Here is a 22669-nt window from a genome sequence, read left to right on the forward strand (position 1 = left end):
TCACCACAGCAGCAGATCCAGCGCCCTGGTCACGAAGAACCCCGCCATGAGCAGCACCACCAGCAGGATGACGGCCCACCACACCCACTTCGCGGGCCGGGCCGTCGCCTTCTCGGTGTGCGCGACTCCGCGGGTGGCCTCCCCGGATTCCGGCGGGGTCTCCCCGGCGGGCACGCCGCCACCCGGTTCCAGACCGGGCGTGCGGTCCGGGTCGGGATCCGGCGGTGGGGTGGTCTCGTCGTGCGGCATCCTCTCCGGCTAGCCGCGCGGCGCGGACGCGAAACGGTGCGCGGTCAACCCGGCCGGACGGTGCGCTTGTCGCGGACCCGCCCGCGCAGGTCGTGGATGACGACTTCGCCGCCCTCGTAGCGCAGTTCCAGGCAGGCGTCCTCGACGGCGTCGGCCTGGCACGGGACGTGGCGTTCGGCGGCGCCGGCTCCGACGACCTTCCAGCCGTCGCGTTCGGCGGGGACGACGTGCAGCACGCTCATGTGATCCTCTCGTCGTGGTCGCCCCCGAGGCCTAGCCGCCCGCACCGGACGCCAAACCCCCGATCACTGGCGCGACCCCACCCCGGTCGCGAGCTCCCGCCACCGGCCGCCCGGGGCGCGGGCGGCCAGTTGCGGAGTCGCCGTGCCGGTGCCGCGCCGCAGGCCGTCCAGCATCTCCAGCACCGCTTCGAGACCGGAGCGGGACGGGCACCACCCCAACTCCTCCCGGGCGCGGGAGACGTCCATCAGCGGCAGCCGCAGCACCGCGTCGAACAGGTCCGGCGAGGCGGGGACCAGGTGCAGCCGCCAGGCCGCGGCGAGCGCCGCCCGCACCGCTCGCGCCGGGATCCGCACCGGGCGCGTGCCGAAGTGCTCCGCCAGCAGCCGCGGGTCCACCACCGGGTCGGCCGCGACGTTGAACGCGCCGCGGACCGGGTTCCGCACCGCCGCGCGGAACGCCTCGGCGAGGTCCGCGCTGTGCACCGCCTGGAAGCGGAGGCCCGGGACGTCCGGGAAGGCGGGGAACGCGGCGGGGCGGACCAGCCGGCCCGGCACCAGCGGGCCGCCGAACAACCGCCGCTGCTCGGCCGCGGCCCCCGCCTTGAACACGAAACCGGGCCGGAACCGCACGATCCGGGTGTCGCCGCCGCGGTGCTCGAACGCGTCCAGGCAGCGCTCCAGGTACGCCTTCTCCCTGGTGTAGGCCGCACCCGGCCAGCCGTCGGTGGGCCAGTCCTCGTCGACGGTGCGGCCCGGACCGGGGGAGTAGGCGCCCACCGAAGAGGCGTACAGCAGCGCGGGCACCCGCTCCGCCGCGACGGCCTCGAACAACCGCAACCGGCCCAGCACGTTGTTGCGCCACGTCGTGACCGGGTCGTGCGTCGGCTGGAAGATCCACGCCAGGTCGATCACCGCATCGGCGTGGCGCACCCGGCGAGCCAGGTCGTCGCGGGTGATGTCGCACCGCGCGAAGTCCACCCCCGGCAGCCCCCGCGCGGGGACGCGGCGCGCGAGCCCGGTGATCCGGCCGACGCCCGGGTCGGCGGCGAGGGCCGCGACGACGCTCGTGCCGATGTTGCCGGTGGCGCCGACGACGACCACGTGCGGGCCGTCGCGGCGGGGTGACGTGCTCATCGTGGTCTCCACGGTCGTCGATTCCGGTCCCGTCCCGCGTACCCGGCACCCGCCGGGCACATGCGCCCCGGTTTGCGACGGTGGTCCGCGGGGCAAGCCGGGAGCAGGACGCGGCCGCGGCGAGACGGGAGGCCGGCCATGGACGCCGATCCGACCGGCGGGCAGGACTGCACGATCACCTTCGTGGGCACGGCGACGGTGCTGCTGCGCCTCGGCGAGTTCGCCTTGCTCAGCGACCCGAACTTCGTGCGCCGGGGGCAGTGGGTGCACATCGGGCACGGGCTGCTCACGCGGCGGCGCACCGAACCGGCGATGACGATCGACGAATTGCCCCCGCTGGACGGGCTCGTGCTGTCCCACCTGCACGGCGACCACTTCGACCGGGTCGCCGCGCGCGAGCTGCCCCGCGACCTGCCGATCTTCACCACCCACCACGCGGCGCGACGGCTCGGCCGGACCGGGTTCACCGAACCGGTGCCGCTGCCGCGCTGGGGGCGGGAGACGATGACCAAGGGCGGTGCGCGGCTGACCATCACCTCCTTGCCCGGCAAGCACGCGCGGGGCGTGCTGAGCGCCGTGGTGCCCCCGGTGATGGGCACCCTGGTGGACTACGAGCCGCCGGTGGGGCGCGGGCTCCGGCTCTACCTGACCGGCGACACCCTCGTGCACGACGACCTCGCCGCGATCGGGGAGCGGTTCCCCGGGATCGACGTGGCGCTGGTGCACCTCGGCGGAACCCGGGTGCTCGGGCAGCTGCTCACCATGGACGGGCCGGAAGGGGCCGACCTGCTGGAGCTGCTGCGCCCGAGCAAGGCCGTTCCCATCCACTACGACGACTACGGGCTGTTCAAGTCGCCGCTGTCGGAGTTCGAGCGCGAGGTCCGCCGCCGCGGCATCGCCGGCGTCGAGCACGTGGTGCGCGGGGACTCGCTCGCCCTGTTCGCCCCGGGCGAGGAACCGGGTCCCACCGCCGATCCGGCGCGGGTGACCGTGCGGCGGCGCGCACCGCTCGGCGGGCGGTGACGGGGTGGGACGCGTTCCAGGTGTCGATCCCGCGGCCGCGGGTACGCGGTGGGTCGGCCCGCGGTGACGACAGGGGGCGCAGCCGGATGAACGAATCTCGGACCTCGATCCCCGGCGTGACGATGGGCGTGGAGGAGGAGTTCCTGCTGCTCGACGCCCGTTCGGCGCGCCCGGTTCCGCGCGCGGGCGACGTGCTCGCGGACGAGGCCGCCCTGCCGGGCCGCGCCGAGGGCGCCACGTTCCAGCCGGAGCTGCACCGCAGCCAGGTGGAGGCCGCGACCGGCCGGTGCACCACCGCGGACGCGCTGCGCGCCCAGCTGGTGGACGACCGCCGCCGCCTGGCCACCGCGGCGGCCGGGCGGGACGCGATGCTGGTGTCCGCCGGTACGCCGGTGCTGGACGGCCCGCCGCCCGGGATCACCGATGAGGCCCGCTTCGCCCGCATCGCGGACGCCTACGCGAGCGTGATGACCGAGTACCAGGCGTGCGGGTGCCACGTGCACGTGGCGGTCCCGGACGAGGAGGCGGCGGTCGGGGTGGTGAACCACCTGCGGCCGTGGCTGCCGACCTTGCTGGCGCTGACGGTGAACTCGCCGTTCCACCGGGGCCGGGACACCGGCTGCGCGAGCTGGCGGATGGTGCAGCAGCTGGGCTTCCCCGGTTCGGGCGTCCCACCGCGGTTCGACTCCGCCGCGGCCCACCGCGACGAGGTCGCGCGGCTGGTGGACTGCGGGAGCCTGGTGGACCCGGAGATGTCCTTCTGGCTGGCCCGCCCGTCACCCCGGTTGCCGACCGTGGAGCTGCGGGTCGCCGACGCGCTGACCACCGCCGAGGAGGCCGTTTTCCACGCGGTGCTGGCTCGGGCGGCGGTGCGGACCGCGCTGCTGGCGGTGACGGCGGGCGTGCGGCCACCCGCGGTCCGGGACCAGGTCGCGGCGGCTGCGGTGTGGGCGGCGGCGCGGCACGGCATCGGCGGTTCGCTCGTCGACCCGGTCCGCGAGGCCCGCGCGCCCGCCGCCGTCCTGCTGCGGCGGTTGCTGGAGTGGATCGAGCCCGCGCTGCGCGCCGCGGGGGACGCCGCGGTCGTGCACGAGGGGATCGCGAACCTGGTGCGCCGGGGCGCGGGCGCCGACCGGCAGCGCCGCGCCGCGGTCGGGGGACCCCGCGCCGTGGCGTTCGCGCTGGCGCGCCGCACCGCCGAACCGAGCGCCGAGCACGTCCGAGAGGAGAGCAGATGAGCGCCCCCGCCACCGGCACCACCTCGGCCCGCCTGCCGAGCCCGCGCGGGCCGCTGTCCGAGGCGGTCGTCGCCGCCCTCGGATCCGCGCCGCCCGCCCCGCCGCTGCCCGAGCCGGACGGCGCCGACCCGTTCGGCGAGGACGTGGCGCTCGCGCTGCACACCTGCTACGAGCTGCACTACCGCGGTTTCCGCGGCGTGGCACCGGACTGGGAGTGGAACGCCGGGTTGCTGCACTGGCGCGCGAGCCTGGAACACCTGTTCCACGACGCGCTGCGCGCGCACGTCGCGGGCGGGGACGACGTGGCGGGCGAGCTCGACGGGCTGCTGACCGAGGTGGTGCCCGGGGACGGCGTCTCGCACCACCTCCGCGACCACGGGACGTGGGAGCAGATGCGCGAGTACTTCGCGCACCGGTCGATCTACCACCTGAAGGAGGCCGACCCGCACGCCTGGGTCATCCCGCGCCTGCAGGGCCGGGCGAAGGCGGCGCTGGTCGCCGTCGAGTTCGACGAGTTCGGCGGCGGGCGCGGCGAGGACGTGCACGCGCAGCTGTTCGCCGACCTGCTGGACGCGGCCGCGATGGATTCCGGCTACCTGCGGTACCTGGACGTGGTGCCCGCGCCGCAGCTCGCGATCGTGAACCTGATGTCGATGCTCGGCCTGCACCGCTCGTCGCGGGGGGCGCTCGTCGGCCACTTCGCGGCCGCGGAGATCAGCACCGCGCCGAGCGCGCAGCGGCTGGCGACCGCGCTGGAGCGGCTGGACGCACCGGCGCCCTGCCTGCGGTTCTTCACCGAGCACATCGAGGCCGACGCCGTGCACGAGCAGATCATGCGCCACGACGTGGTCGGGGACCTGCTCGACCGGGAACCGGAGCTGGCGGCCGACGTCGTCTTCGGCGTCCAGGCGACGGAATTCCTGGAAGGCGCACTCGCCGAGCGGCTGCTCGGGTCGTGGCGCGCGGAGGTGAGCTCGTTGCGGCGACCGCTGGATCAGCCGACGGCCGGGTGACCGCTGAGCCGGCGGGCGTCCGGTGACCGCTGAGCCGATGGGCGTCCGGTGACCGCTGGAGCAGCGGCAGTCCGGCGTCCGCTGGACCAGCGGCGGCCCGGCGAGCGCTGGATCAGCCCGCGGCCCGGTGGCCGCTGGGCCAGCCAGCTTCCCGGTGATCACTGGGCCGGCCGACGTCCCCGCGGATGCCGGACTAACCGGCGTCCCGCCGGGTGCGGCGCCGGTGGCTGGTGTCGCACAGCGGGAACCGGCGGCTGCGCCGGCAGGCGCACACGGCCACCACGAACCGGTCGCAGCGCACGGTGGTGCCGTCGGGCGCGACCAGCTCCACCGGCCCGTCGACGAGCACCGGGCCGTCCGGCACGACGCGCACCCGGCGCGCCGGGTCAGGTCCGGGCACCGCGGATCACCACCAGTTCTTCGCAGCGCTGCCCGGGTTCGATCAGCCCGCGCTCGGCCAGGAAACCGGCGCGGCGCCGCAGCACCGGGCCGAACGGCTGAGTGCGGCGCGCCGGGATCGACACGTCCAGCCCGGCGGTGCCGAGCCGCCGCACCGTTTCGTCCACATCGGACACCGAGGACTGCACGAGCAGCAGCACCCCGGCGGGCCGCAGCATCCCGGGCACCGCGGCGCACAGCGCGTCCAGCACCGCCCGCCCGTCGGGGCCGGCGTCCCAGGCCCGCGCGGCGCGGTGCCGCGGCGGACGTTCCCGCGCCGAGGGCACGTACGGCGGGTTGGACAGCACCAGGTCGAACCGCTCGTGCGCCGAGAGTTCCAGCGAGCGCACCCGCCGGGCCCGCACCGGCAACCGGTGCAGGCGCGCGTGCGCGCGGGCGGTGAGCACCGCCCGCGCGGACACGTCGATCGCGGTGACGTCCTCGGCACCGGCGCGCGCCGCCGCCAGGGCGAGCGCCCCGGTGCCGGTTCCGACGTCGAGCACCCGGGTTCCGGCGTCCACCTCCTCCTGCCGCAGCGCCCGCTCCAGCAGCCGCGTGTCGCCCTGCGGCCGGTAGACGCCCGGTGCGCTGAGCCAGCGTGGGGCGGCGGTGGTCCCGGATGCGGTGCGCGTCATCGCGCCCGGCCGCCGCGGCCGCCCATCAGGGTCGTGCCCAGCGCCCCGGCCCCGGCGAGGATCAGCAGCGCACCGGCGATGACGTTGCTCCACACCATGCCCGCCGAGGGCGTGGCGGTCGGAACGATCCAGGTGGACACGATCAGCCAGGCGCCCAGCGGCACCAGCACCCAGCTCAGCCCGCCGCCGCGCTCGAACAAGCCGGTGAGCCCGAGCCCGATGGCGACCGCGACCAAACCGATGATCAGGTTGTGCGTGCGCATGCCCGGTTGGGCCAGGTCGAAGCCGAGGACCCAGGGGGAGATCGCCGCCCACAGCCCGGCCAGCGCGACCACGCCGTCGGCGACGACGGTCTGCGGCGAGCCGAGAGCGCCGCCGTACTGCTGCTGCAACGACACCACGTCGGGGTGATCGCGCATCGATGCTTCGCGCGACGTCCGCTCGGTCATGATGGACCCCTTTCGCGAGGAGTTTCCTTCGCCTTCCAGGGGTCGCCGCCGGGCGGGCCGGGGAAACGTGCCTCCGCGGATCCGCGCACCGCGGATCTCCGGAACGAGTCCCCGGCGGGCCCGGCGTGCCGCGGTCAGGCGCCGGGGGAGATGACCGCCAGCGCGAGGGCGCGCCCGGCGACGAGGTGCCGGATCCCCTCGGCGGCGGCCGCCGCGACCTGCTCCGGCCCTGCCTGCTCCGGGCCGAGCAGCGCGGTGACGGCCGCGGCGAGCACCCGTTCGGGGTCGTCGACCGGCAGCCGCGGCGGGCGGACGGCCGCGGCGGCGAACCCGGTGGTCAGCGCGTGCAGCGCCAACGCCTGCTCGGCCAGCGGCCAGTCGGTGCGCGCGAGCCCGTGGTCCCGCCAGATCGGCAGCACGTCGGCCATCACCGCGTCCGGCCCCAGCGCGGCGAGCAGGTCCGCCGACCGGGGGTCGTCGGCCAGCACCCCGAGCAGGTGGTCGTCCCCGCTGCGCAGCCCGCTGACGAACCGGCGTTCGGTGGCGGTGCGCAGCATCCGCGGGCACAGCCGGGACGGCCGTGCCAGGTCAGGGTCGGCGGTGACCGCGGCGATCGCGTCGTCGGCCATCGCGAGGAAGTCCCGGCAGACCAGGCCGAGCAGCAGGTCCTCCTTCGTCTTCCAGTACAGGTAGACGGTTCCCTTGCCGATGTGGGCCCGCTTGGCGACCTCGGCGATCGTGACGCCCTTGCTCCCGCGGTCGAGCAGCAGCTCGCCTGCGGCGGCGAGGATGCGCGCCGCTTTCGGCGAAGCGTGCTCGGGCAGGTCAGCCAACGGGTGCCTCCTGTTCCGGTGCGGGTTCCCCCAGGACGTCGCCCACGATATCGACGCTCGCTCCCGTGACCGCGTCGTCCTGGCGCATCAGCCGTTGCACCAGGCGCTTGCCCGGCCGGGTCCTCGCCAGCTTCGGCATCGCCCGGCGCAGCAGGATCTGGCGCCGGGAGTCCGCGACGAAGATCTTGCGCTGCTCGAAGGCGTTGCGCTGGAACCGCTCGATGTGCGGGCGCAGCATCGCCTCCCACTCGCCCAGGGCCCGTTCGACGTCCTCCGGGTGCCGTTCGAGCACGGCGCCGAGCAGGTCCGCGCCGGTGAACCCGGCTGAGACGCCCATCCCGGCGTAGAGCGTGACGCACCAGGCCGAGTCGCCGACGAGGACGACCCGGCCGCGGTGCCAGGTGTCGAGCCGCACCTGCTCGACCGAGTCGAACAGCAGCCGGTCCGAGGATTCGGCCGTGGCCACCACGTCGCCGAGGGTGCCGCCGAGCGGCCGGGGTCCGAAGGCGGCCCGGATGCTCTCACCGGGCGGCCGGGCGAACTCGGCGTCGACGTCGTCGGTGCGGTAGGTCAGCAGGACGGTGGGGTCGTGGTCGGTGAACGCGAAGACCCACATCGAGCGGTCCGGTTCGAGCAGCGTGGCGCCTTGGCCGGGGAGGAGTCCCGGGGGCGTGCCCGGGTATTCGCACGCGGCGATCATGTAGTCCAGCCGGTGCAGGTGCTCCTCGTGCGGGCCGAAGACGAGGGAGCGCACGGTGGAGCGCAGCCCGTCCGCGCCGACGACCAGGTCGTAGCGCTCGGTGGTCGTGGTGCCCGCCGCGGTGTCGAGCAGGGTCACGTCCACTCCGCCCGGGTCCTGCTCGATCGCGGTCGGCACCGTCGAGTACCGGACTTCCGCGTCCGCGGGCAGCGCCGAGAACGCGGCCCGCTCCGCGTCGCCGCGCAGCATGACCCACGGCTTGCCGGGGATGTCGGCGAACGAGGTGCCGGGTCGGCGCCTGCCCTTCCGGTCGAGGTCGAGGTGCTGCTCGGTGCCGGACCGGTCGTGCATCGCGTCGAGGATCCCGAGCCGCCGCGCGGCGTGCCGGCCCGCGCCGAACAGCGCGATGAAGTAGCCGCCGGAGCGGCGTGCGGGCGCCCGTTCGACGAGCACCGGTGTCCAGCCCGCCCGGTGCAGCCGCGCCGCCGTGGCGAGTCCGCTGATGCCCGCTCCGATCACGAGCGCGCGGCCCGCGGTGATGTCGTCGCCCATGTCTCAGACCATACTGACCGAAATGTTCATCTGGTCAGTCTGTGGTGCGGGTCTCATCATCACGTGTGTGCGGAGCCCGCGTCCGGGTATGGCCGGTGAACGCGCGCTCGTCGATCGCGCCGTCGGGAGGAGGTCGGAGGGTGACGTCCCAGGAGCCCGGACCTGGAGGTGCCGCAGGCGGGCCGGAACTGCTCCGGCGCGGGCTGCGCTCGCTCTCCGAGCACGTCCGGGACCACGCCGACACCTGGCTGCTGCTGCTCAAGGGCGTGGTGGCCGCGACCCTGTCCTGGTGGATCGCGGCCGGCGTGCTGGGAGCGCAGGCCGCGTCCTTCGCCCCGTTCTCGGCGGTGCTGCTGGTGCACTCCACGGTGTCGCGGTCGTTGAACCACTCGGTGCGGTACCTGGCCGCGATGGTCTCGGGCATCGTGCTGGCCGGGGTGGTCATCACGCTGGTGGGCGCGGGCATCGCGGTGTTCGCGCTCGTCGTGGCGCTGGCCCTGCTCATCGGGCAGTGGCGCCGGTTGGGCAGCCAGGGCTGGCAGGTGGCGGTCGCGGTGATGTTCGCCTACCAGTACTTCGTGCAGTCCGAGGACCAGCAGGCCAGCTGGGCGCAGCTCGGCTCCCTGTGCGGGCTGGTGCTGCTCGGCTCGGTCGTCGGCGTCGGCACGAACCTGGTGCTGGTCCCGCCGTTGCGCTACCGGTCGGCCGAGCACGACGTGCGCGCGCTGAGCCGGTCGGTCGCGAACTGCCTCGACGAGTTCGCCGAGGCCGTGGACGACGGCCTGCCGTCCCGGGACCGGGCCCAGGAGTTGTGGTCTCGCGCGCAGGACCTGCAAGGGCTCGCGGCGAGCGCGCGGCACGGCCTCGACGACGCCGCCGAGACCCAGCGGTTCAATCCGCGCAAGCTGCTGGCCGGAGCGCCGCGGTCGTTCACCGGGCACCACTACACGGTCAACGCGCTCACCCGCGTGATCAACGAGTTGCAGTCGGTGGCGCGCTCGCTCGACACCGACGACGAGGCCGAGGACGAGCCGCAGCGGCGGTGGACCTCGTCCTTCGGGGAGCTGCTGTCCGCGGTCGGCGAAGCGTGCCGCAGCCTCGGCGAGGTGCACTCCGCGGCCGACCTGCGCGACGGCGGGGAGCTCGCCGACCGCGTCGAGCGGGCCCGGCGGTGCGGGGCGGAACTCGCCGAGCGGCGAGTGGCGGAGGGGATCGAGACGGCGACGCCGTGGCCGATCTTCCGCGCGCTCACCACCGACGCGCGCCGCCTGGTCGACGACCTGATCAGCGCCCACGACGACCTGAAGCGCCTCGGCTGACGCGGGGCGCGGTGGCGGAAATCCTTGGTGCGGCGGGCTTTCTCGGTGTTCCTCCGGTCTGCGGTGCGCCGTCCCCGCCCCTAGCCTGGCGGAAGTGCGACGAGGCGGTGGCCGGCGAACGGCGCGGCCACCGCCACCAGGACCGTGGACGTCAGGTGCGGACCCTCGGAGTCGAGCCGAGTCCGGGTGCGGTCGCCGTCGTGCGCCCTGATCGCGACCTGTCCAGGAGGGTCCATGTTCTTCCACCGCCAGGAGTTGCAGTTCAAGTCGGAGCCCGAGCAACCGGACGCCGTCTACGCCCGCAAGCTCCAAGAAGTGCTCGGCGGCCAGTACGGCGAGATCACGGTGGCCATGCAGTACATGTTCCAGGCGTGGAACATGCACGTCCCCGGCAAGTACCGCGACCTGGTGTTCGGCATCGGTGCCGAGGAGTTCGGCCACGTCGAGATGCTCGCCACGATGATCGCGCAACTGCTGGAGAAGTCCCCTCTGGGAATCACCGAGGAGGCCGTGCAGGCGGACCCGACGGTCGCCGCGGTCGTCGGCGGCACCGACGTGCAGCACGCGATCGTCGCGGGCGCGGGTGCGCGCCCGGTCGACAGCATGGGAAATCCCTGGCAGGGCGCGTTCATCACGGCGAGCGGGAACCTGCTGGCGGACTTCACCTCCAACGCCAACGCGGAGATGCAGGGACGGGCGCAGGTCGCGCGGCTCTACCACATGACCGACGACAAGGGCGTCCGCGACCTGCTGTCCTTCTTGCTGGCCCGCGACACCATGCACCAGAACCAGTGGCTCGCCGCGGCCGCGGAGTTGCGTGAGCAGGGTGTGGAAGAACTTCCGGTGCCCAGCAACTTCCCGCAGAGCAAGGAGCAGACCGAGGTCTCCTACCAGTACCTCAACTTCAGCGACGGCACCCGGGCGGCCGAAGGTCCGTGGGCGTCGGGCCCGGCCCCGGACGGCAACGGCGAGTTCAGCTACCACGAGGGTCCGACCACGAACGCTCCCATGCCGCCGCCCACGCATCCGGACGCCCGGTTCTACGGCACCACCGAAGTGCCCGACGTGGTGGAACGAACGGCCGCGACAGCGCAGGACAAGCTGCACCGGGAGTAGGGCCGGAAACCGGTTCCCCAGTGGACTGCCGGAATTCCGCGGCGTGGCGGCGGAACCGCGTCGAGGGACCGGAAACCGGGCGGGATGGAGGAGGCCGGGACGGACGGCCCGCGGGCGGCACGCCGGGTCCGGCTCAGCCGACGAGTCCGCTGATGGTCTGCTCCCAGGTGGTGGCGAGGGCCGGGGTGGTGAGGCCGAGTTGGGCGAGGACGGCGACGCAGCGGCCGTCGGCGGCGTGCAGCCGGACCACGGAGGTGGGACCGCGCACGCCGTGCGGCCGGGTGATGCGGGCCTCGGCGAGGTCGGCGGGGTGGAACGCGGCGTTGCAGCCGCCGGAGACCATCGTGATCATGTTGCCGCGGTGCTCGACGAGGTCGAGCGCGCCGGTGTGCAGCTGGAGGCAGCCGCGGTTGAGCACGCCGATGCTCAGCGGTACCCCGGTGTCGCACAGGTGGCAGAGCAGGTCGACGACCTGCGCCGGTTCGACCGCGACCCCCGCGTCGGCTCCGGAGGTGGCGTCGGCGAGCAGCCCGTCGAGGGTGCCGAGCTGGTCGGAGGAGTCGTCCGCCGGTTCGGCGGGTGCTTCCTCCGCCGCGGCGGGCCGCGCCATCCGCAGCAGGTCCATGGCGAGGGTTCCGCTGTGCGATACCAGGTAGCCGCGGTGCACCACGCGGTGCAGGCGGTCGAACATCCACAGCCCCGGTGGTTCGTGGCGGCCCTCGTCGGCGTCCATCGCGACGAACGCCCGCACCGACGGCCGGTGCAGCCGCAGCAGCACGGCGTCCGGGACGAGCGGCAGCGGGTCCCCGGTGAAGCTGGGCGGGGCGTAGGTGCCGAGGTCGCTGATCAGCGCGGTGCCGTTGGCGGTCATGGCGACGCAGTCGTCGAGCAGCGGCAGGTGTGCGGCGAGCGCGTCCACGTCGAGGTCGAGCCGCGCGCCGTGCGAGCCGGGCCGGTTCAGCAGCAGGTCGAGGTCGGTCCGGGCGCCGGTGCCCGCGGCGCCGCGGAACGGATCGGGTGGGTGCAACGTCGAGGTCCTCACTGGTCGGCGGGGACGGAACTGAACCTTAGGCGAGCCTAACCTAATAGTGGCGCTCCGGGGCGCTCGCCCGGTGGTCGATCCCCGCCGGAGAGCGGTTCTTGCGAGTGTTTCGTTAACGGTTTACGGTTCACGAACCCGGTGGCGACGCGGCCACCGGTTCGGTTTCGAAGGAGAACCGTTCATGGAATCCGACTCGCTGACCTCCGGCGGCGAGCGCGCGCCCGGCCGCGCCACCCCCGGCTCGAAGGTCGGCCGGTACCGCTACCTGGTGCTCGCCGCGGTGACGCTGGGCATCGCGGTCAACTACCTCGACCGCGCCACGATCAGCGTCGCGCTGCCGGACATGGAAGCCGACCTCGGCATGTCCGACGCGCTGGCCGGCGTGCTGCTGTCCTCGTTCTTCTGGACCTACTCGGCCGCCCAGCTGCCCGCCGGGTTCCTCGCGGGCAGGCTCGGGCCGCGGAAGCTCATCGCGCTGTCCGCGCTGGTCTTCGGCGCGGTCACGATGCTGATGGGCCTCGCCTGGGGCGTCGGCTCGCTGGTCGTGCTGCGGCTGCTGCTGGGAATCGGGGAGGCGCCCGCGTTCCCGGCCGCCGCCCAGGTGGTCTCCGAGTGGTTCCCGAAGGGGGAGCGCAGCTTCGCCTCCGGAACCTTCAACAACGGCAACCCGATCGGCTCGACGCTGTGCATCCCGCTGGTCGCGCTGCTCGTCGCGAGCTTCGGCTGGCGGGCCTCGTTCCTGGTGACCGGCGGCCTCGCCGTCGCCTACGCCGTCGGGTGGTGGTTCTTCTACCGCTCACCGCGCGAATCCCGGCGGGTCGGCGACGCCGAACTCGCGCACATCCGCTCCGGGCAGGAGGAACGCGCGGACGCCGAGCAGCCGGTCGCGGTGTCCTGGAAGTCGCTGTTCCGCCACCGCGCCGTGTGGTCGATGATGATCGGCTTCTTCTGCATCAACTTCGTCGCGTACTTCTTCATCACCTGGTTCCCGACGTACCTGGTGAACACCTACGACCTGACGCTGCTCAACTTCGGGTTCCTCGGGATGGTCCCCGGCATCGCCTCGATGCTCGGCGGCTGGACGGGCGGGCTCGTGTCGGACTGGCTGGTGCGCCGCGGCACCGACCTCACGACGGCGCGCAAGGGCTGCCTCGTCGGCGGACTGCTCGGCACCTCGGTGATCGCGCTGGCCGTGGTCTCGCCCGGTGTGGGCACGGCGCTGGTGGCGCTGTCGGTGTCGTACTTCTCCAGCACCTTCGCCGCCGCGTCCGTGTGGTGCCTGCCCGCGGACGTGGCGCCCACCGCCGCGCACGTCGGCTCGCTCGGCGGGATCCAGAACGCCGCCGCCAACTGCGCCGGGATCGTCTCGCCGATCCTGATCGGCGTGATCACCGGGATCACCTCGTCGTTCGCGGTGCCGCTGCTGATCGCGGGCGGGGTGGCCGTGCTCGGCGCGCTGAACTACGCGTTCTTCATGCCGCGGCTGCGCCCGCTCACCACCGAGGAGACCGCATGATCGAGATCAGCGAGCTGACCGACCGGGTGCGCGGCGTCGTGCGCGCGCTCGGCGCCCCCGCGGAGGTCGCCACCGAGGTCGCCGACCACCTGGTGCGGGCCGAGCTCTCCGGGCACGCCAGCCACGGGGTGCTGCGGTTGCCGCAGTACGCCGCCGAGATCGAGCGCGGGCTGATCGTCGCCGGGGCGCGCGCGGAAGTCGTCAGCGCGACACCCGCGGCGATCGTCGTCGACGGTCACCACGGCTTCGGCCACCACGCCGCCGCGCTGGCCACCGAGGAGGCCGCCGTCGCCGCCGAACGCCTCGGCGTCGCCGCCGCCACCGTCCGCCGCAGCACCCACATCGGCCGCCTCGGCGAGTACGCCGAGCGGCTCGCCGCGCGCGGGCTCGTCGCGCTCGTGCAGGTCGGCGCCGCCGGGCCCGGCGTGGGCAGCATGGCGCCGTTCGGCAGCGGCAGCGGCAGGCCCTTCCTGAACACCAACCCGTGGTCGGTCGGCGTCCCCGCCGCCGACGGCGCGATCGTGTTCGACGGTTCGATGTCGACCATCGCCGAGGGCAAGGTGCACGCCGCGAAGCGCACCGGTGATCCGCTGCCGGAGGGCGCCGTGCTGACCGCGGACGGCCGGCCGGGCACCGGCCCGGAGGACTTCTACGCCGACGGCACGCTGACCCCGCTCGGTGGCGCGCTCGCCGGGCACAAGGGCTACGGGCTTGCCCTGGCCGCCGCGCTGCTCGGCGGCCTCGCGCACGCCGACGGGTCCGCCGCCTCGCTGCGCGGCCTGGCGCGGCTGCGCGGACCCGACGAGGACCCGGCGGGCCTCGGCGGTGTCACGATCATCGCGCTCGACCCGGGCGCGTTCGGCGAGCGGGACGCCTACGCCGCGACCACCGGCCGGGTCGCCGCCGCGCTGCGCGCCGACGGGGTGCTGGTGCCCGGCGACCTGGAACGGCGCAGCAGGGCCGGGGCCACCGTCTCGCTGCCGCCCGGCACCCTCGCCGAGCTCGCCGCCCTCGAAACCAGCCTGTCCTGACCTCCCACCCGAAAGGACCGACATGACCGCGCCGAACCGGCCGATCATCCTCACCGCCGCCCCCGTCGGCTTCGCCGCGGACGGGTCGGTGGACCTGGCGGCCTCCCGCCGCATCCTCGAGTTCATCGCCGCCTCCGGCACCGACGGGGCGTTCGTGCTCGGCACCACCGGCGAATTCCCGTCGCTGACCGAGCAGGAGCGGCACGACCTCGCGCGGCTGAGCCTGGAAGTGCTGCGCGGCAAGCGGGTCGTCGTGCACGTCGGCGCGCCGAGCGCGTTCCAGGTGCGGGCGCTGATCGCCGACGCCCGCGAGCTCGGCGCCACCTCGGTCGCGGTGCTCACCCCGTACTACCTGCCCGCCGGGGACGAGGCGATCGTGGAGTTCTTCCGGTCCGCCACCGCCGACGCCGACGGGCTCGACGTGTACGCGTACCTGTTCACCGATCGCACCGGCAACGCCGTCGGACCGGAGCTGCTGGGCCGGATCGCCGCGCTGCCCGCGGTCGTCGGCGCAAAGATCAGCGGGGAGACGCTGGACGCGGTCGCCGCCTACCGGCACGCGGTCCCGGCGGATTTCCAGATCTTCACCGGTGGTGATCGGGACATCGCGCGGGTGACCGCGCGCGGCATCGACGGCGTGGTCTCCGGGGTCGCCTCGGTGCTGCCCAAGCCGTTCGTGGCGGCCGCCGACGCCGTCGCCGCCGGGGACCCGGACGCGGTGTCCCGGGCGCAGGACGGCGTCGACCTCGCGGTGGAGGCGGTGCGCGGCGACCCGGAGCGGATGAAGGCCGGCCTGGCGCTGCAGGGAGTCGACGCGGGCACCAGCCGGATGGCGCTCGACCCGGTCGGCGCCGCCGGCCGCGCGGAACTGGAACGCGCGGTCGCCGCCCATGGCTGAGCGCGGCGGGCGCGTGTGCGTGCTCGGCAGCGCCAACGTGGACACCGTGGTCCGGGTCGAGCGCAGGCCGCTGCCGGGGGAGACGGTGCGCGGTCTCGGCCGGGACCGCTTCGCCGGCGGCAAGGGGCTGAACCAGGCGGTGGCGGCCGCCCGGATGGGCGCGACCGTCGACTTCCGCGCGCGCGTCGGCGCGGACGGCGAAGCGGACTTCCTCGCGCGGCGGCTGGCGGCCGACGGGCTCGACCTGTCCGGCGTGCTGCGCACCTCGGCGCCGACCGGCACCGCCGACATCACCGTGGACGCCGCCGGGGAGAACACGATCGTCTTCTGCGGCGGCGCGAACGACGAGTTCACCGGGCTCAGCGCCGCGGACGGGGCGGCGATCGCGACCGCGGACGTGCTGCTGCTGCAAGGCGAGGTGCCGGTGCCGGTGCTCGTCGAAGCCGCCGGGCTGGGCCGCACCGTCGTGCTCACCCCGGCCCCGGTGCGGGCGTTCCCCGCCGCACTGCTCGACGCGGTGGACGTGCTGGTGCCCAACGAGCACGAGGCCGCCGAGCTCACCGGTGAGCGGGACCCGGCCACCGCGGCGCGCGCGCTGTCCACCGGCGGGCGGTCGGTGCTGGTCACGGTCGGGGAGCGCGGAGTGGAGCTCGCCGCCGACGGCCGCTCGCTCGGGCGCGTGCCCGCCGTGCCGGTGTCCACCGTGGACACCACCGGCGCCGGGGACACCTTCGCCGGGGCGCTCGGCGCGCTCCTCGCGGAAGGGGCCGCGCTGCCCGAAGCCGCCCGGGTCGCCGCCGCGGCCGCCGCGCTCAGCGTCACCAGGGCGGGCGCGGGCGGCATGCCGCACCGGCACGAGGTGACCGAGCTGCTGGCGGCGACCACTATTGTCCACGGTTGACGATGTGATCGAGGGAGGATGCATGTCCGACTCGCTCGTCCGCGCGGATTCGCTCGGGGAGCGGCTGGCCCGCACGCTCCGGGACCGGATCGTGCGCGGGGAGATCCCGCCGGGCACGCACCTCGTCGAGGACTCCGTGGCGGAGAGCTTCGACGTCAGCCGGGGCCCGGTCCGCGACGCGCTGAAGCTGCTGCGGCTGGAGAACCTGGTCGAACCGCAGCGCCGCGGGGTGCACGTGGTCGGGCTGAGCGCCGCGGACGTCCGCGAGCTCTACGCGATCCGGCAGGCCATCGAGACGCTCGCCGTGACCAGCGCCATCGGTCTCGGCGAGCAGCGCTCGGAGGCGGGCATGCTCCGCGGGCTGCGCGGCATGTCCGAGACGGCCACGCCGCCCCGGGCCGCCGAGTTCGCCGAGCACGACCTGCGGTTCCACCGCGGCATCTACGAGGCCAGCGGCAACCGTAGGCTGCTGACCATCTGGCTGCAGATCGAGCCGCTGTTCGCCAGCATGCTCGCGGTCACCAACAGCGAGGACGAGGACCTGGGCCCGGTGTGCACCGCGCACGAGCAGCTGCGGTCCTCGATCGCCGACGGCGATGCGGGGCGCGCCACCTCGCTGCTCACCGCGCACCTGGCGGGCTCCGAGGAGCGGATGCTCGCCGCGCTCCAGCGCATCTGGGCCGCCACTTCCTGACACCCACGCGGAACCCGGCTCCTCGCCACCGGCGGGGAGCGGGTTCCGCGCGCCCGGAACACCCCGAGAGAGGAACCATGACCGGTCACATCGTCAGCTTCTACGACCTCAACGACATCACCGAGGCGTCGTTGCGCGAGCACCTGCCGGACCTGCCCGGGCTGCGGATCACCGAGATCGGGCCGGCGCAGGACCCCGCCGACCACCTGGACGCGCTGGCCACCGCGACGATCGTGCTGGCCCCGCTGGAGAAGGAGCGGCGGATCGGCGCCGAGCTGCTGGACGCGATGCCGCGCTGCGAGCTCGTGCAGTCCGTCGCGGTCGGCTTCGACGGCGTGGACCACCTCGCCGCGGCCGAGCGCGGCATCCCGGTGGCGAACCTGCCCGGGTTCAACGCCGACGCGGTCGCCGACTGGACGGTCGGTTCGCTGCTGTTCCTGCTGCGGCACTACGCGGCCGGGCACCGCAAGGTGGAATCCGGCGGCTGGGGGCCGGAGGGGTTGCGCGGCCGCGACCTGGCGGCGCTGACGGTCGGGATCCTCGGCTTCGGCAACATCGGCCGCGCGGTGGCCCGCCGCCTGGACGGCTTCGGCGCCCGGGTGGTGGTGCACGACCCGGTGCCGTCCGAGCCGGGCCGGGAGTACCTGCCGCTGGCCGAGGCGGTGGCCGCGTCGGACGTGCTGAGCCTGCACCTGCCGCTGAACACCGCCACGCACGGCCTGGTCGGCGACGAGCTGCTGGCGCGGATGCGGCGCGGCGGCTACGTGCTCAACGCGGGGCGTGGCGGCGTCCTGGACGAGCGGGCGCTGGTGCGGGCCCTGGATTCCGGGCAGCTGGCGGGCGCGGCGCTGGACGTGTTCGAGCAGGAACCGCTGCCCGCGGACTCGCCGCTGCGGGGCCGCTCGGACGTGCTGCTCAACCCGCACACCGCGGGCGTGACCTGGGACGCCTACCACAACCTCCGCGGGAAATTGTTCGCGAAGCTCGCCGCCGTGCTGTCCGGGGAGCGGCCCGCCGACGTGGTCAACGGGGTCGAGCCGCGCCCCCGCTGAAGTTGGCGGGTTCTCGTCATCGGGAGCCGTTTTCGGGGCCGGGGCCGCCGGTGGTCCGGGTCCGCTCGGGGCAGCCGGTGCGCCGGGCCGGTCGCTCGATTCCTGGGCGGTACGGCCGAAGCCGCGTTGCTGCCGGAGCCACTCGCTGGACGCGCGGGACATGATCGACGCGTCCAGCGGGGAGGGCGCGAGTTCTCCGGATCGACCCGATCCGGACCGGATCAACGGCAGGCGTGATGAGTGTGAACGAGAAGGTTGCGGTGCCCCGCATCGGCGCGGTTCGGCTCGGTTCGGTCGGCTTGGCCGTCGTCGCCGCGCTGTCGCTGGCGGGATGCGGCGGCGTGCAGGTCGACTCCCCGAAGGACGCGAGCGGGGAGAAGCCCTGCGACCTGGTGCCCGAGCAGACGGTTCACGAGCTGGGATTCCACCTGGGCGGCAAGGAGGACGCGGGCGCGTGCACCTGGAGCACCCCGCGGGACAGCGTGCGGCTGGAGGTCGGCGTGGTCGCGGACCGGTCGCTGCAGGACTTCCAGGACGCGGCCGAGGAGTACTCCGACTTCGGCGAGCTGACCATCGGCGGGCACCCGGCGGTGCGCGCGAACTCCGGCGACCCGAAGGCCGACGGCACCTGCGAACTGGTCGTGGCCGCCGATGCGGACCAGGCGGTGTCGGCGAAGTCGAAGATCCCCAGCGGTGCCACCGCCGACCCGTGCGAGCTGGCGGAGCGGGCCCTCGACGCGGCCGTCCCCTCCTGGCCCGCCGCCTAGCCGCCGGGCGCACGGCGAGGTCGCGGTGATCCCGCGTCCGGTGGGGTGGCAGCACCGGGCGCGGGAGCCGGAGTCGCCGATGTCATATTCGCGAACGGCGATGCGTGCGCCGGTGTCCGCCACCTGCGGCGACACCGGTTCCGCCGACCGCGGTGCGGGTTCCGGGCGGTGGCCGCGGCCTTGACATCGGCCACCGGGGCTGCGAACTTCTGAGCCGTTCGAACGACGGTGTGCAGGAAGCCGGTGCGAATCCGGCGCGGTCCCGCCACTGTGAGCGGGGAGTCGTCCTCCACCCGAGCCACTGCCGGTCCCCGGCGGGAAGGCCGGAGGCCGGTGCCGATCCGCGAGCCAGGAGACTGGCACCGTCGTGCCGATTCGTGCGGGGTCGCGGAGCCCCGGAGGAGGTACGTGGTGTCGCGCATCGCCGCATCGCGCCGGGAAGTCCGGCAAACCGTCCACATCGGACACTAGTCGTCCCCGCGGGTTCGTCCCGCCGCTGTGCGTTCCGTTCCGGTTCCAGCTCGGGGAGACACGTGCGTCCTGCCACCACCACTGATCAGTCCTACGTGGACTCGCTGGTCGAGTCCGCGCTGTCCGGTCACGTCCGCGATGCGGGCGGGAACGGCCCGGCGGAGCTCTCCGCCGCCGTCGCGTTCCTGACCGTGCAGGCCGCCCGGCACACCGGCCGCGGCACCGGCTACACCAACACCGTGCTCAGCGTCCGGATCGCCGACGCCGTCGGCTCGTGCGCCGTCGAACCCGGCGCCCTGGACGAGGACGCGGTGCGCGACGCCGTGGGACGCACCGCGGCCGAGCTGCTGCGGCACCCGCTGCTGCCGGTTCGGGTCGCGGCGCTGGACGCCTACCTCGCCGCGCTCACCCCGCACCCCGCGCACCCGCTGTCCCGGCAGGTGGTGATCCCGGCGGGCGACTCGCTGGCCAAGTCCACCGCCCGCGCCCGCGCGGTCGCCGCGATCACCGCGGTCCCCGATGGCGGCCGGGTCGCGGTGATCGGCGTGGTGAACTCGCTGCTCGCCGCGCTGCGGGACCGCGGCCTCGACTACGTGCCCTGCGACCTCAAGGGCGGCCGCACCGAGTGGGACGAGCCGATCCGCACCGACCACGCCGCCGCGATCGACGGCGCGGACGCGGTGCTGGCCTCCGGCATGGTCCTCGGCAACGGCACCTTCGACGACATCGCCGCGACCTGCGCGGCCCGCGACCTGCCGCTGACCCTGTTCGCGCAGACCGGATCCGCGGTGCTGCGGGAACTGCTCGGCGGCCCGGTGCGCGCGCTGTCGGCGGAGCCCTACCCGTTCTTCTGGCTCTCCGGCGAGGACACCACGATCCACACCTACGAGGCCGCCCGCGCCACCGAGGTCGTGCGGTGACGGGTCGCGCGCCCGCCCGCTGCGACTCGGCCCTGGATCTGATCGGAGGCACCCCGCTGCTGCGGGTCGCCGCGCCGATCGCGTTCCCGCACCCGGGTTTCTGGGCGAAGCTGGAGAGCACCGCGCCGGGCGGCATGAAGGCCCGCGCCGCGCACGCCATGCTCACCGGGGCCCGGGCCCGCGGAGAACTGCGCCCCGGCGGGACGGTCGTCGAGTCCACCAGCGGCACCCTGGGCATCGGCTTGGCGTACGTGGGGACCGCGCTGGGCCACCCGGTCGTCGTGGTCGCCGACGCGGAGCTCGACGGGCAGACCCGCGCGCTGCTCACCGCGCACGGGGTGCGGGTGGAGCTGGTGCGCGACCCGCACCCGGTGGGCGGCTGGCAGCGCGCGCGGCTGGACCGGGTGCGGGAGCTGCTGGCCGAGCTGCCCGGGGCGTACTGGCCGGACCAGTACAACAACCCGGACAACGTCACCGGCTACCGCGCGCTCGGCCACGAACTGCTGGACCAGCTGCCGGACGCGCAGGTCGTGGTGTGCAGCGTCGGCACCGGCGGGCACAGCGCCGGCATCGCGCGGGCGCTGCGCGAGCGCGCCCCCGGGGTGCGGCTGGTCGGGGTGGACGCGGCGGGGTCCGCGGTGTTCGGCGACCCGGTGGCGAAGCGCCTGATGCGCGGCCTCGGCAGCAGCATCCACCCCGGCAACGTGGACTACGCGGCGTTCGACGAGGTGCACCTGGTCGGCGCGGCGGAGTCCGTCGCGGCCTGCCACCGGCTCGCCGCCGGCGCGTTCGTCACCGGCGGCTGGAGCACCGGCGCGGTGGCGCTGGTGGCGTCCTGGTGCGCCCGGGAGCTCGGCGCGGACCAGGTGGCCGCGGTGTTCCCGGACGGGCCGCACCGCTACTGGGGGACGATCTACGACCCGGACTTCCTCGCCGCGCAGGACTTCCCGGAACCCGCCGCCGAACCGGTGGACGCGGACGGCATACCGTCCGAAGTGGACAGCAGAACGACGTGGAGGAGGTCGCGCAAGGTGGTCGATCCGTGTGCCCGGCGAGCCGACGGCCCGGCGGAATGCCCGGTCTGCGAGGTGCGGCCGTGAACCGCGCCGCGTTCGCCCGGTTGTCCCCGGCGGCGAAGCTGCTGGTGATCAACCAGTTCGGCATCAACGTCGGCTTCTACATGCTGATGCCGTTCCTGGCCGCGTACATGAGCGGGAACCTCGGCTACGGCGCCGCCGTGGTCGGGCTCGTGCTCGGGGTGCGGAACCTGAGCCAGCAGGGCATGTTCCTGCTCGGCGGCACCGCGGCGGACCGGCTCGGCTGCCGGCCGATGATCATCGCCGGTTGCGCGCTGCGCGTGGTGTCGTTCGGCCTGTTCGCCGTGTTCACCACGCTGCCCGGCCTGTTCGCCGCCGCGATCCTCACCGGTCTGGCGGGGGCGCTGTTCAACCCGGCGGTGCGGACCTACCTGATGCACGAGGCGGGGGAGCGGCGCGCCGAGGTCTTCGCCGTGTTCAACGTGTTCCAGCACGCGGGCACCCTGGTGGGGCCGCTGCTGGGCGCGGCGCTGCTGGCGGTGGACTTCCGGGTCATCGCACTGGTGGCGTGCGTGGCGTTCGCGGTGCTCACCGGCGCGCAGCTGCTGGTGCTGCCGCACCGCGAGGTCGAGCCGCAGCGCCAGAGCGTGCTGGGCAGCTGGCGGGAAGTGGTGCTGAACCGCCGGTTCCTCGGCTTCACCCTGGCGCTGTCGGCGTACTTCGCGCTCTACAACCAGCTCTACCTGACGCTGCCGCTGGAGGCGCAGCGGGTGTCCGGGGTGGCGTGGTCCATCGCCGTCGTGTTCGGGGTGTCCACGCTGATCGGCGTGTTCGGGCAGGTGCGGATCACCGAGTGGTGCCGGGCGCGGTGGAGCTCCGGCCGGTCCATCGTGGTCGGCCTGGCCTGCATGGGCGGCTCGTTCGTGCCGATCCTGCTGGCCGCACCCGTGCTGCCGGAACGGCTGCCCGTCGGCGGCATCGCCGGGACGGTGCTGGCGTTCGTGCCCGTGGTGCTCGCGATCGTGCTGTTCACCGTCGGGCAGGCGATGACGAACCCGTTCGCGATGGAACTGCTTCCCGCGGTCGGCAGCGAACGCCTCGCCGGCACCTACTACGGCTTCTACTACCTGGTCTCCAGCCTGGTCGCGGCCGCGGTCAGCTGGCTGGCGGGCGCGCTGCTGGACGCCTTCGCCGAGCCGGGGATGCGCTGGCTGCCGTGGGCGGTGCTGCTGCTGGTGGGCCTCGCGGGCAGCGCGGGCACCCGCCTGCTGGAACGCCGGGGAGCGCTCACCCCCAACACCCCGGCCGACGCCTGACCGCCCGAGGACCAAGCGGGTCTCGGTCCTCTCCTGTCAGCGGCAAAGCCGCTGAGCCGCCGACCACGTACGCAGGTCGACCA

At 74.4% G+C, this 22669-nt stretch carries 24 protein-coding genes and 1 riboswitch; of the genes, 15 read left to right on the forward strand and 9 right to left on the reverse strand.

The features are described from left to right. From H1226_RS12080 to H1226_RS12090, 3 genes are all read right to left on the reverse strand, one after another. Entirely contained in the window at nt 1–249 is a 249-nt protein-coding gene (locus H1226_RS12080; protein ID WP_258349085.1) for a DUF6480 family protein, read from the reverse strand. Nucleotides 250–293: 44 nt separating this feature from the next. After that, nucleotides 294–491, reverse strand: coding sequence for a DUF2188 domain-containing protein (locus H1226_RS12085; RefSeq protein ID WP_258349086.1), 198 nt, complete (start codon nt 489–491; stop codon nt 294–296). A gap of 63 nt (nt 492–554) precedes the next feature. Beyond that, nucleotides 555–1625: an NAD-dependent epimerase/dehydratase family protein gene (locus H1226_RS12090; protein ID WP_258349087.1), complete on the reverse strand. Its 1071-nt coding sequence runs from the start codon at nt 1623–1625 to the stop codon at nt 555–557. A 138-nt stretch (nt 1626–1763) separates the two neighbouring features. Between H1226_RS12090 and H1226_RS12095 the strand changes: the two genes are divergently transcribed. From H1226_RS12095 to H1226_RS12105, 3 genes are all read left to right on the forward strand, one after another. Continuing rightward, nucleotides 1764–2648: an MBL fold metallo-hydrolase gene (locus H1226_RS12095; protein ID WP_224956767.1), complete on the forward strand. Its 885-nt coding sequence runs from the start codon at nt 1764–1766 to the stop codon at nt 2646–2648. Between the two features lie 86 nt (nt 2649–2734). Continuing rightward, the gene (locus tag H1226_RS12100) at nt 2735–3886 is read left to right on the forward strand and encodes a carboxylate-amine ligase (RefSeq protein ID WP_258349088.1); all 1152 of its coding nucleotides are present in this window, start codon (nt 2735–2737) and stop codon (nt 3884–3886) included. Continuing rightward, nucleotides 3883–4899 (forward strand): iron-containing redox enzyme family protein, encoded by a 1017-nt coding sequence (locus tag H1226_RS12105; RefSeq protein WP_258349089.1) that lies wholly within the window; start codon nt 3883–3885, stop codon nt 4897–4899. The genes H1226_RS12100 and H1226_RS12105 overlap by 4 nt, the downstream gene beginning before the upstream one ends. A 193-nt stretch (nt 4900–5092) precedes the next feature. On the opposite strand, the gene H1226_RS12110 is transcribed toward H1226_RS12105, so the two are convergent. The 5 genes from H1226_RS12110 to H1226_RS12130 all read right to left on the reverse strand — a co-directional run bounded on the left by H1226_RS12110 (nt 5093) and on the right by H1226_RS12130 (nt 8506). Next, nucleotides 5093–5299, reverse strand: coding sequence for a CDGSH iron-sulfur domain-containing protein (locus H1226_RS12110; RefSeq protein ID WP_258349090.1), 207 nt, complete (start codon nt 5297–5299; stop codon nt 5093–5095). Next, nucleotides 5286–5972 carry a HemK2/MTQ2 family protein methyltransferase gene (locus H1226_RS12115; protein ID WP_258349091.1) on the reverse strand — a complete coding sequence of 229 codons (687 nt, stop codon included), beginning with the start codon at nt 5970–5972 and terminating at the stop codon, nt 5286–5288. The genes H1226_RS12110 and H1226_RS12115 overlap by 14 nt, the downstream gene beginning before the upstream one ends. Then, nucleotides 5969–6421 carry an SPW repeat protein gene (locus H1226_RS12120; protein WP_224956762.1) on the reverse strand — a complete coding sequence of 151 codons (453 nt, stop codon included), beginning with the start codon at nt 6419–6421 and terminating at the stop codon, nt 5969–5971. Before H1226_RS12120 ends, H1226_RS12115 begins: the two co-directional genes overlap by 4 nt. A gap of 134 nt (nt 6422–6555) precedes the next feature. Further along, complete coding sequence (locus H1226_RS12125) at nt 6556–7254, reverse strand: TetR/AcrR family transcriptional regulator (protein WP_258349092.1); 699 nt, start codon at nt 7252–7254, stop codon at nt 6556–6558. Further along, on the reverse strand, nt 7247–8506 hold the full coding sequence (locus H1226_RS12130) for an FAD-dependent monooxygenase (protein ID WP_258349093.1): 1260 nt from the start codon (nt 8504–8506) through the stop codon (nt 7247–7249). Before H1226_RS12130 ends, H1226_RS12125 begins: the two co-directional genes overlap by 8 nt. 140 nt (nt 8507–8646) lie before the next feature. On the opposite strand from H1226_RS12130, the gene H1226_RS12135 reads away from it, so the two are divergent. Further along, on the forward strand, nt 8647–9825 hold the full coding sequence (locus H1226_RS12135; protein WP_258349094.1) for an FUSC family protein: 1179 nt from the start codon (nt 8647–8649) through the stop codon (nt 9823–9825). A 234-nt stretch (nt 9826–10059) separates the two neighbouring features. Beyond that, a complete protein-coding gene (locus H1226_RS12140) occupies nt 10060–10941 on the forward strand; it encodes a manganese catalase family protein (RefSeq protein WP_258349095.1) in 882 nt (293 codons plus the stop codon). A gap of 133 nt (nt 10942–11074) precedes the next feature. On the opposite strand, the gene H1226_RS28140 is transcribed toward H1226_RS12140, so the two are convergent. Next, nucleotides 11075–11968, reverse strand: coding sequence for a ChuX/HutX family heme-like substrate-binding protein (locus tag H1226_RS28140; RefSeq protein ID WP_309148808.1), 894 nt, complete (start codon nt 11966–11968; stop codon nt 11075–11077). 196 nt (nt 11969–12164) lie between these two features. Between H1226_RS28140 and H1226_RS12150 the strand changes: the two genes are divergently transcribed. The 10 genes from H1226_RS12150 to H1226_RS12195 all read left to right on the forward strand — a co-directional run bounded on the left by H1226_RS12150 (nt 12165) and on the right by H1226_RS12195 (nt 22586). Continuing rightward, nucleotides 12165–13499, forward strand: coding sequence for an MFS transporter (locus H1226_RS12150; protein WP_258349096.1), 1335 nt, complete (start codon nt 12165–12167; stop codon nt 13497–13499). Next, nucleotides 13496–14530: an Ldh family oxidoreductase gene (locus H1226_RS12155; protein WP_258349097.1), complete on the forward strand. Its 1035-nt coding sequence runs from the start codon at nt 13496–13498 to the stop codon at nt 14528–14530. The genes H1226_RS12150 and H1226_RS12155 overlap by 4 nt, the downstream gene beginning before the upstream one ends. A 22-nt stretch (nt 14531–14552) precedes the next feature. Next, the gene (locus H1226_RS12160) at nt 14553–15428 is read left to right on the forward strand and encodes a dihydrodipicolinate synthase family protein (RefSeq protein ID WP_258349098.1); all 876 of its coding nucleotides are present in this window, start codon (nt 14553–14555) and stop codon (nt 15426–15428) included. Continuing rightward, nucleotides 15421–16329 (forward strand): ribokinase, encoded by a 909-nt coding sequence (locus tag H1226_RS12165; RefSeq protein ID WP_258349099.1) that lies wholly within the window; start codon nt 15421–15423, stop codon nt 16327–16329. Before H1226_RS12160 ends, H1226_RS12165 begins: the two co-directional genes overlap by 8 nt. A gap of 22 nt (nt 16330–16351) precedes the next feature. Further along, complete coding sequence (locus H1226_RS12170) at nt 16352–17023, forward strand: GntR family transcriptional regulator (protein WP_258349100.1); 672 nt, start codon at nt 16352–16354, stop codon at nt 17021–17023. A gap of 77 nt (nt 17024–17100) precedes the next feature. Further along, on the forward strand, nt 17101–18075 hold the full coding sequence (locus tag H1226_RS12175; RefSeq protein WP_258349101.1) for a 2-hydroxyacid dehydrogenase: 975 nt from the start codon (nt 17101–17103) through the stop codon (nt 18073–18075). Between the two features lie 242 nt (nt 18076–18317). Beyond that, nucleotides 18318–18842, forward strand: coding sequence for a DUF3558 domain-containing protein (locus H1226_RS12180; RefSeq protein ID WP_258349102.1), 525 nt, complete (start codon nt 18318–18320; stop codon nt 18840–18842). A gap of 211 nt (nt 18843–19053) precedes the next feature. After that, a riboswitch (cobalamin riboswitch) is annotated at nt 19054–19221 on the forward strand. Between the two features lie 154 nt (nt 19222–19375). Continuing rightward, on the forward strand, nt 19376–20233 hold the full coding sequence (locus H1226_RS12185; RefSeq protein WP_258349103.1) for a hypothetical protein: 858 nt from the start codon (nt 19376–19378) through the stop codon (nt 20231–20233). Next, entirely contained in the window at nt 20230–21333 is a 1104-nt protein-coding gene (locus tag H1226_RS12190; RefSeq protein WP_258349104.1) for a PLP-dependent cysteine synthase family protein, read from the forward strand. Before H1226_RS12185 ends, H1226_RS12190 begins: the two co-directional genes overlap by 4 nt. Continuing rightward, nucleotides 21330–22586 carry an MFS transporter gene (locus H1226_RS12195; RefSeq protein WP_258349105.1) on the forward strand — a complete coding sequence of 419 codons (1257 nt, stop codon included), beginning with the start codon at nt 21330–21332 and terminating at the stop codon, nt 22584–22586. The genes H1226_RS12190 and H1226_RS12195 overlap by 4 nt, the downstream gene beginning before the upstream one ends. Nucleotides 22587–22669: the final 83 nt, after the last annotated feature.

Source organism: Saccharopolyspora gregorii (assembly GCF_024734405.1).
Taxonomy (GTDB): Bacteria; Actinomycetota; Actinomycetes; order Mycobacteriales; family Pseudonocardiaceae; genus Saccharopolyspora_C; species Saccharopolyspora_C gregorii.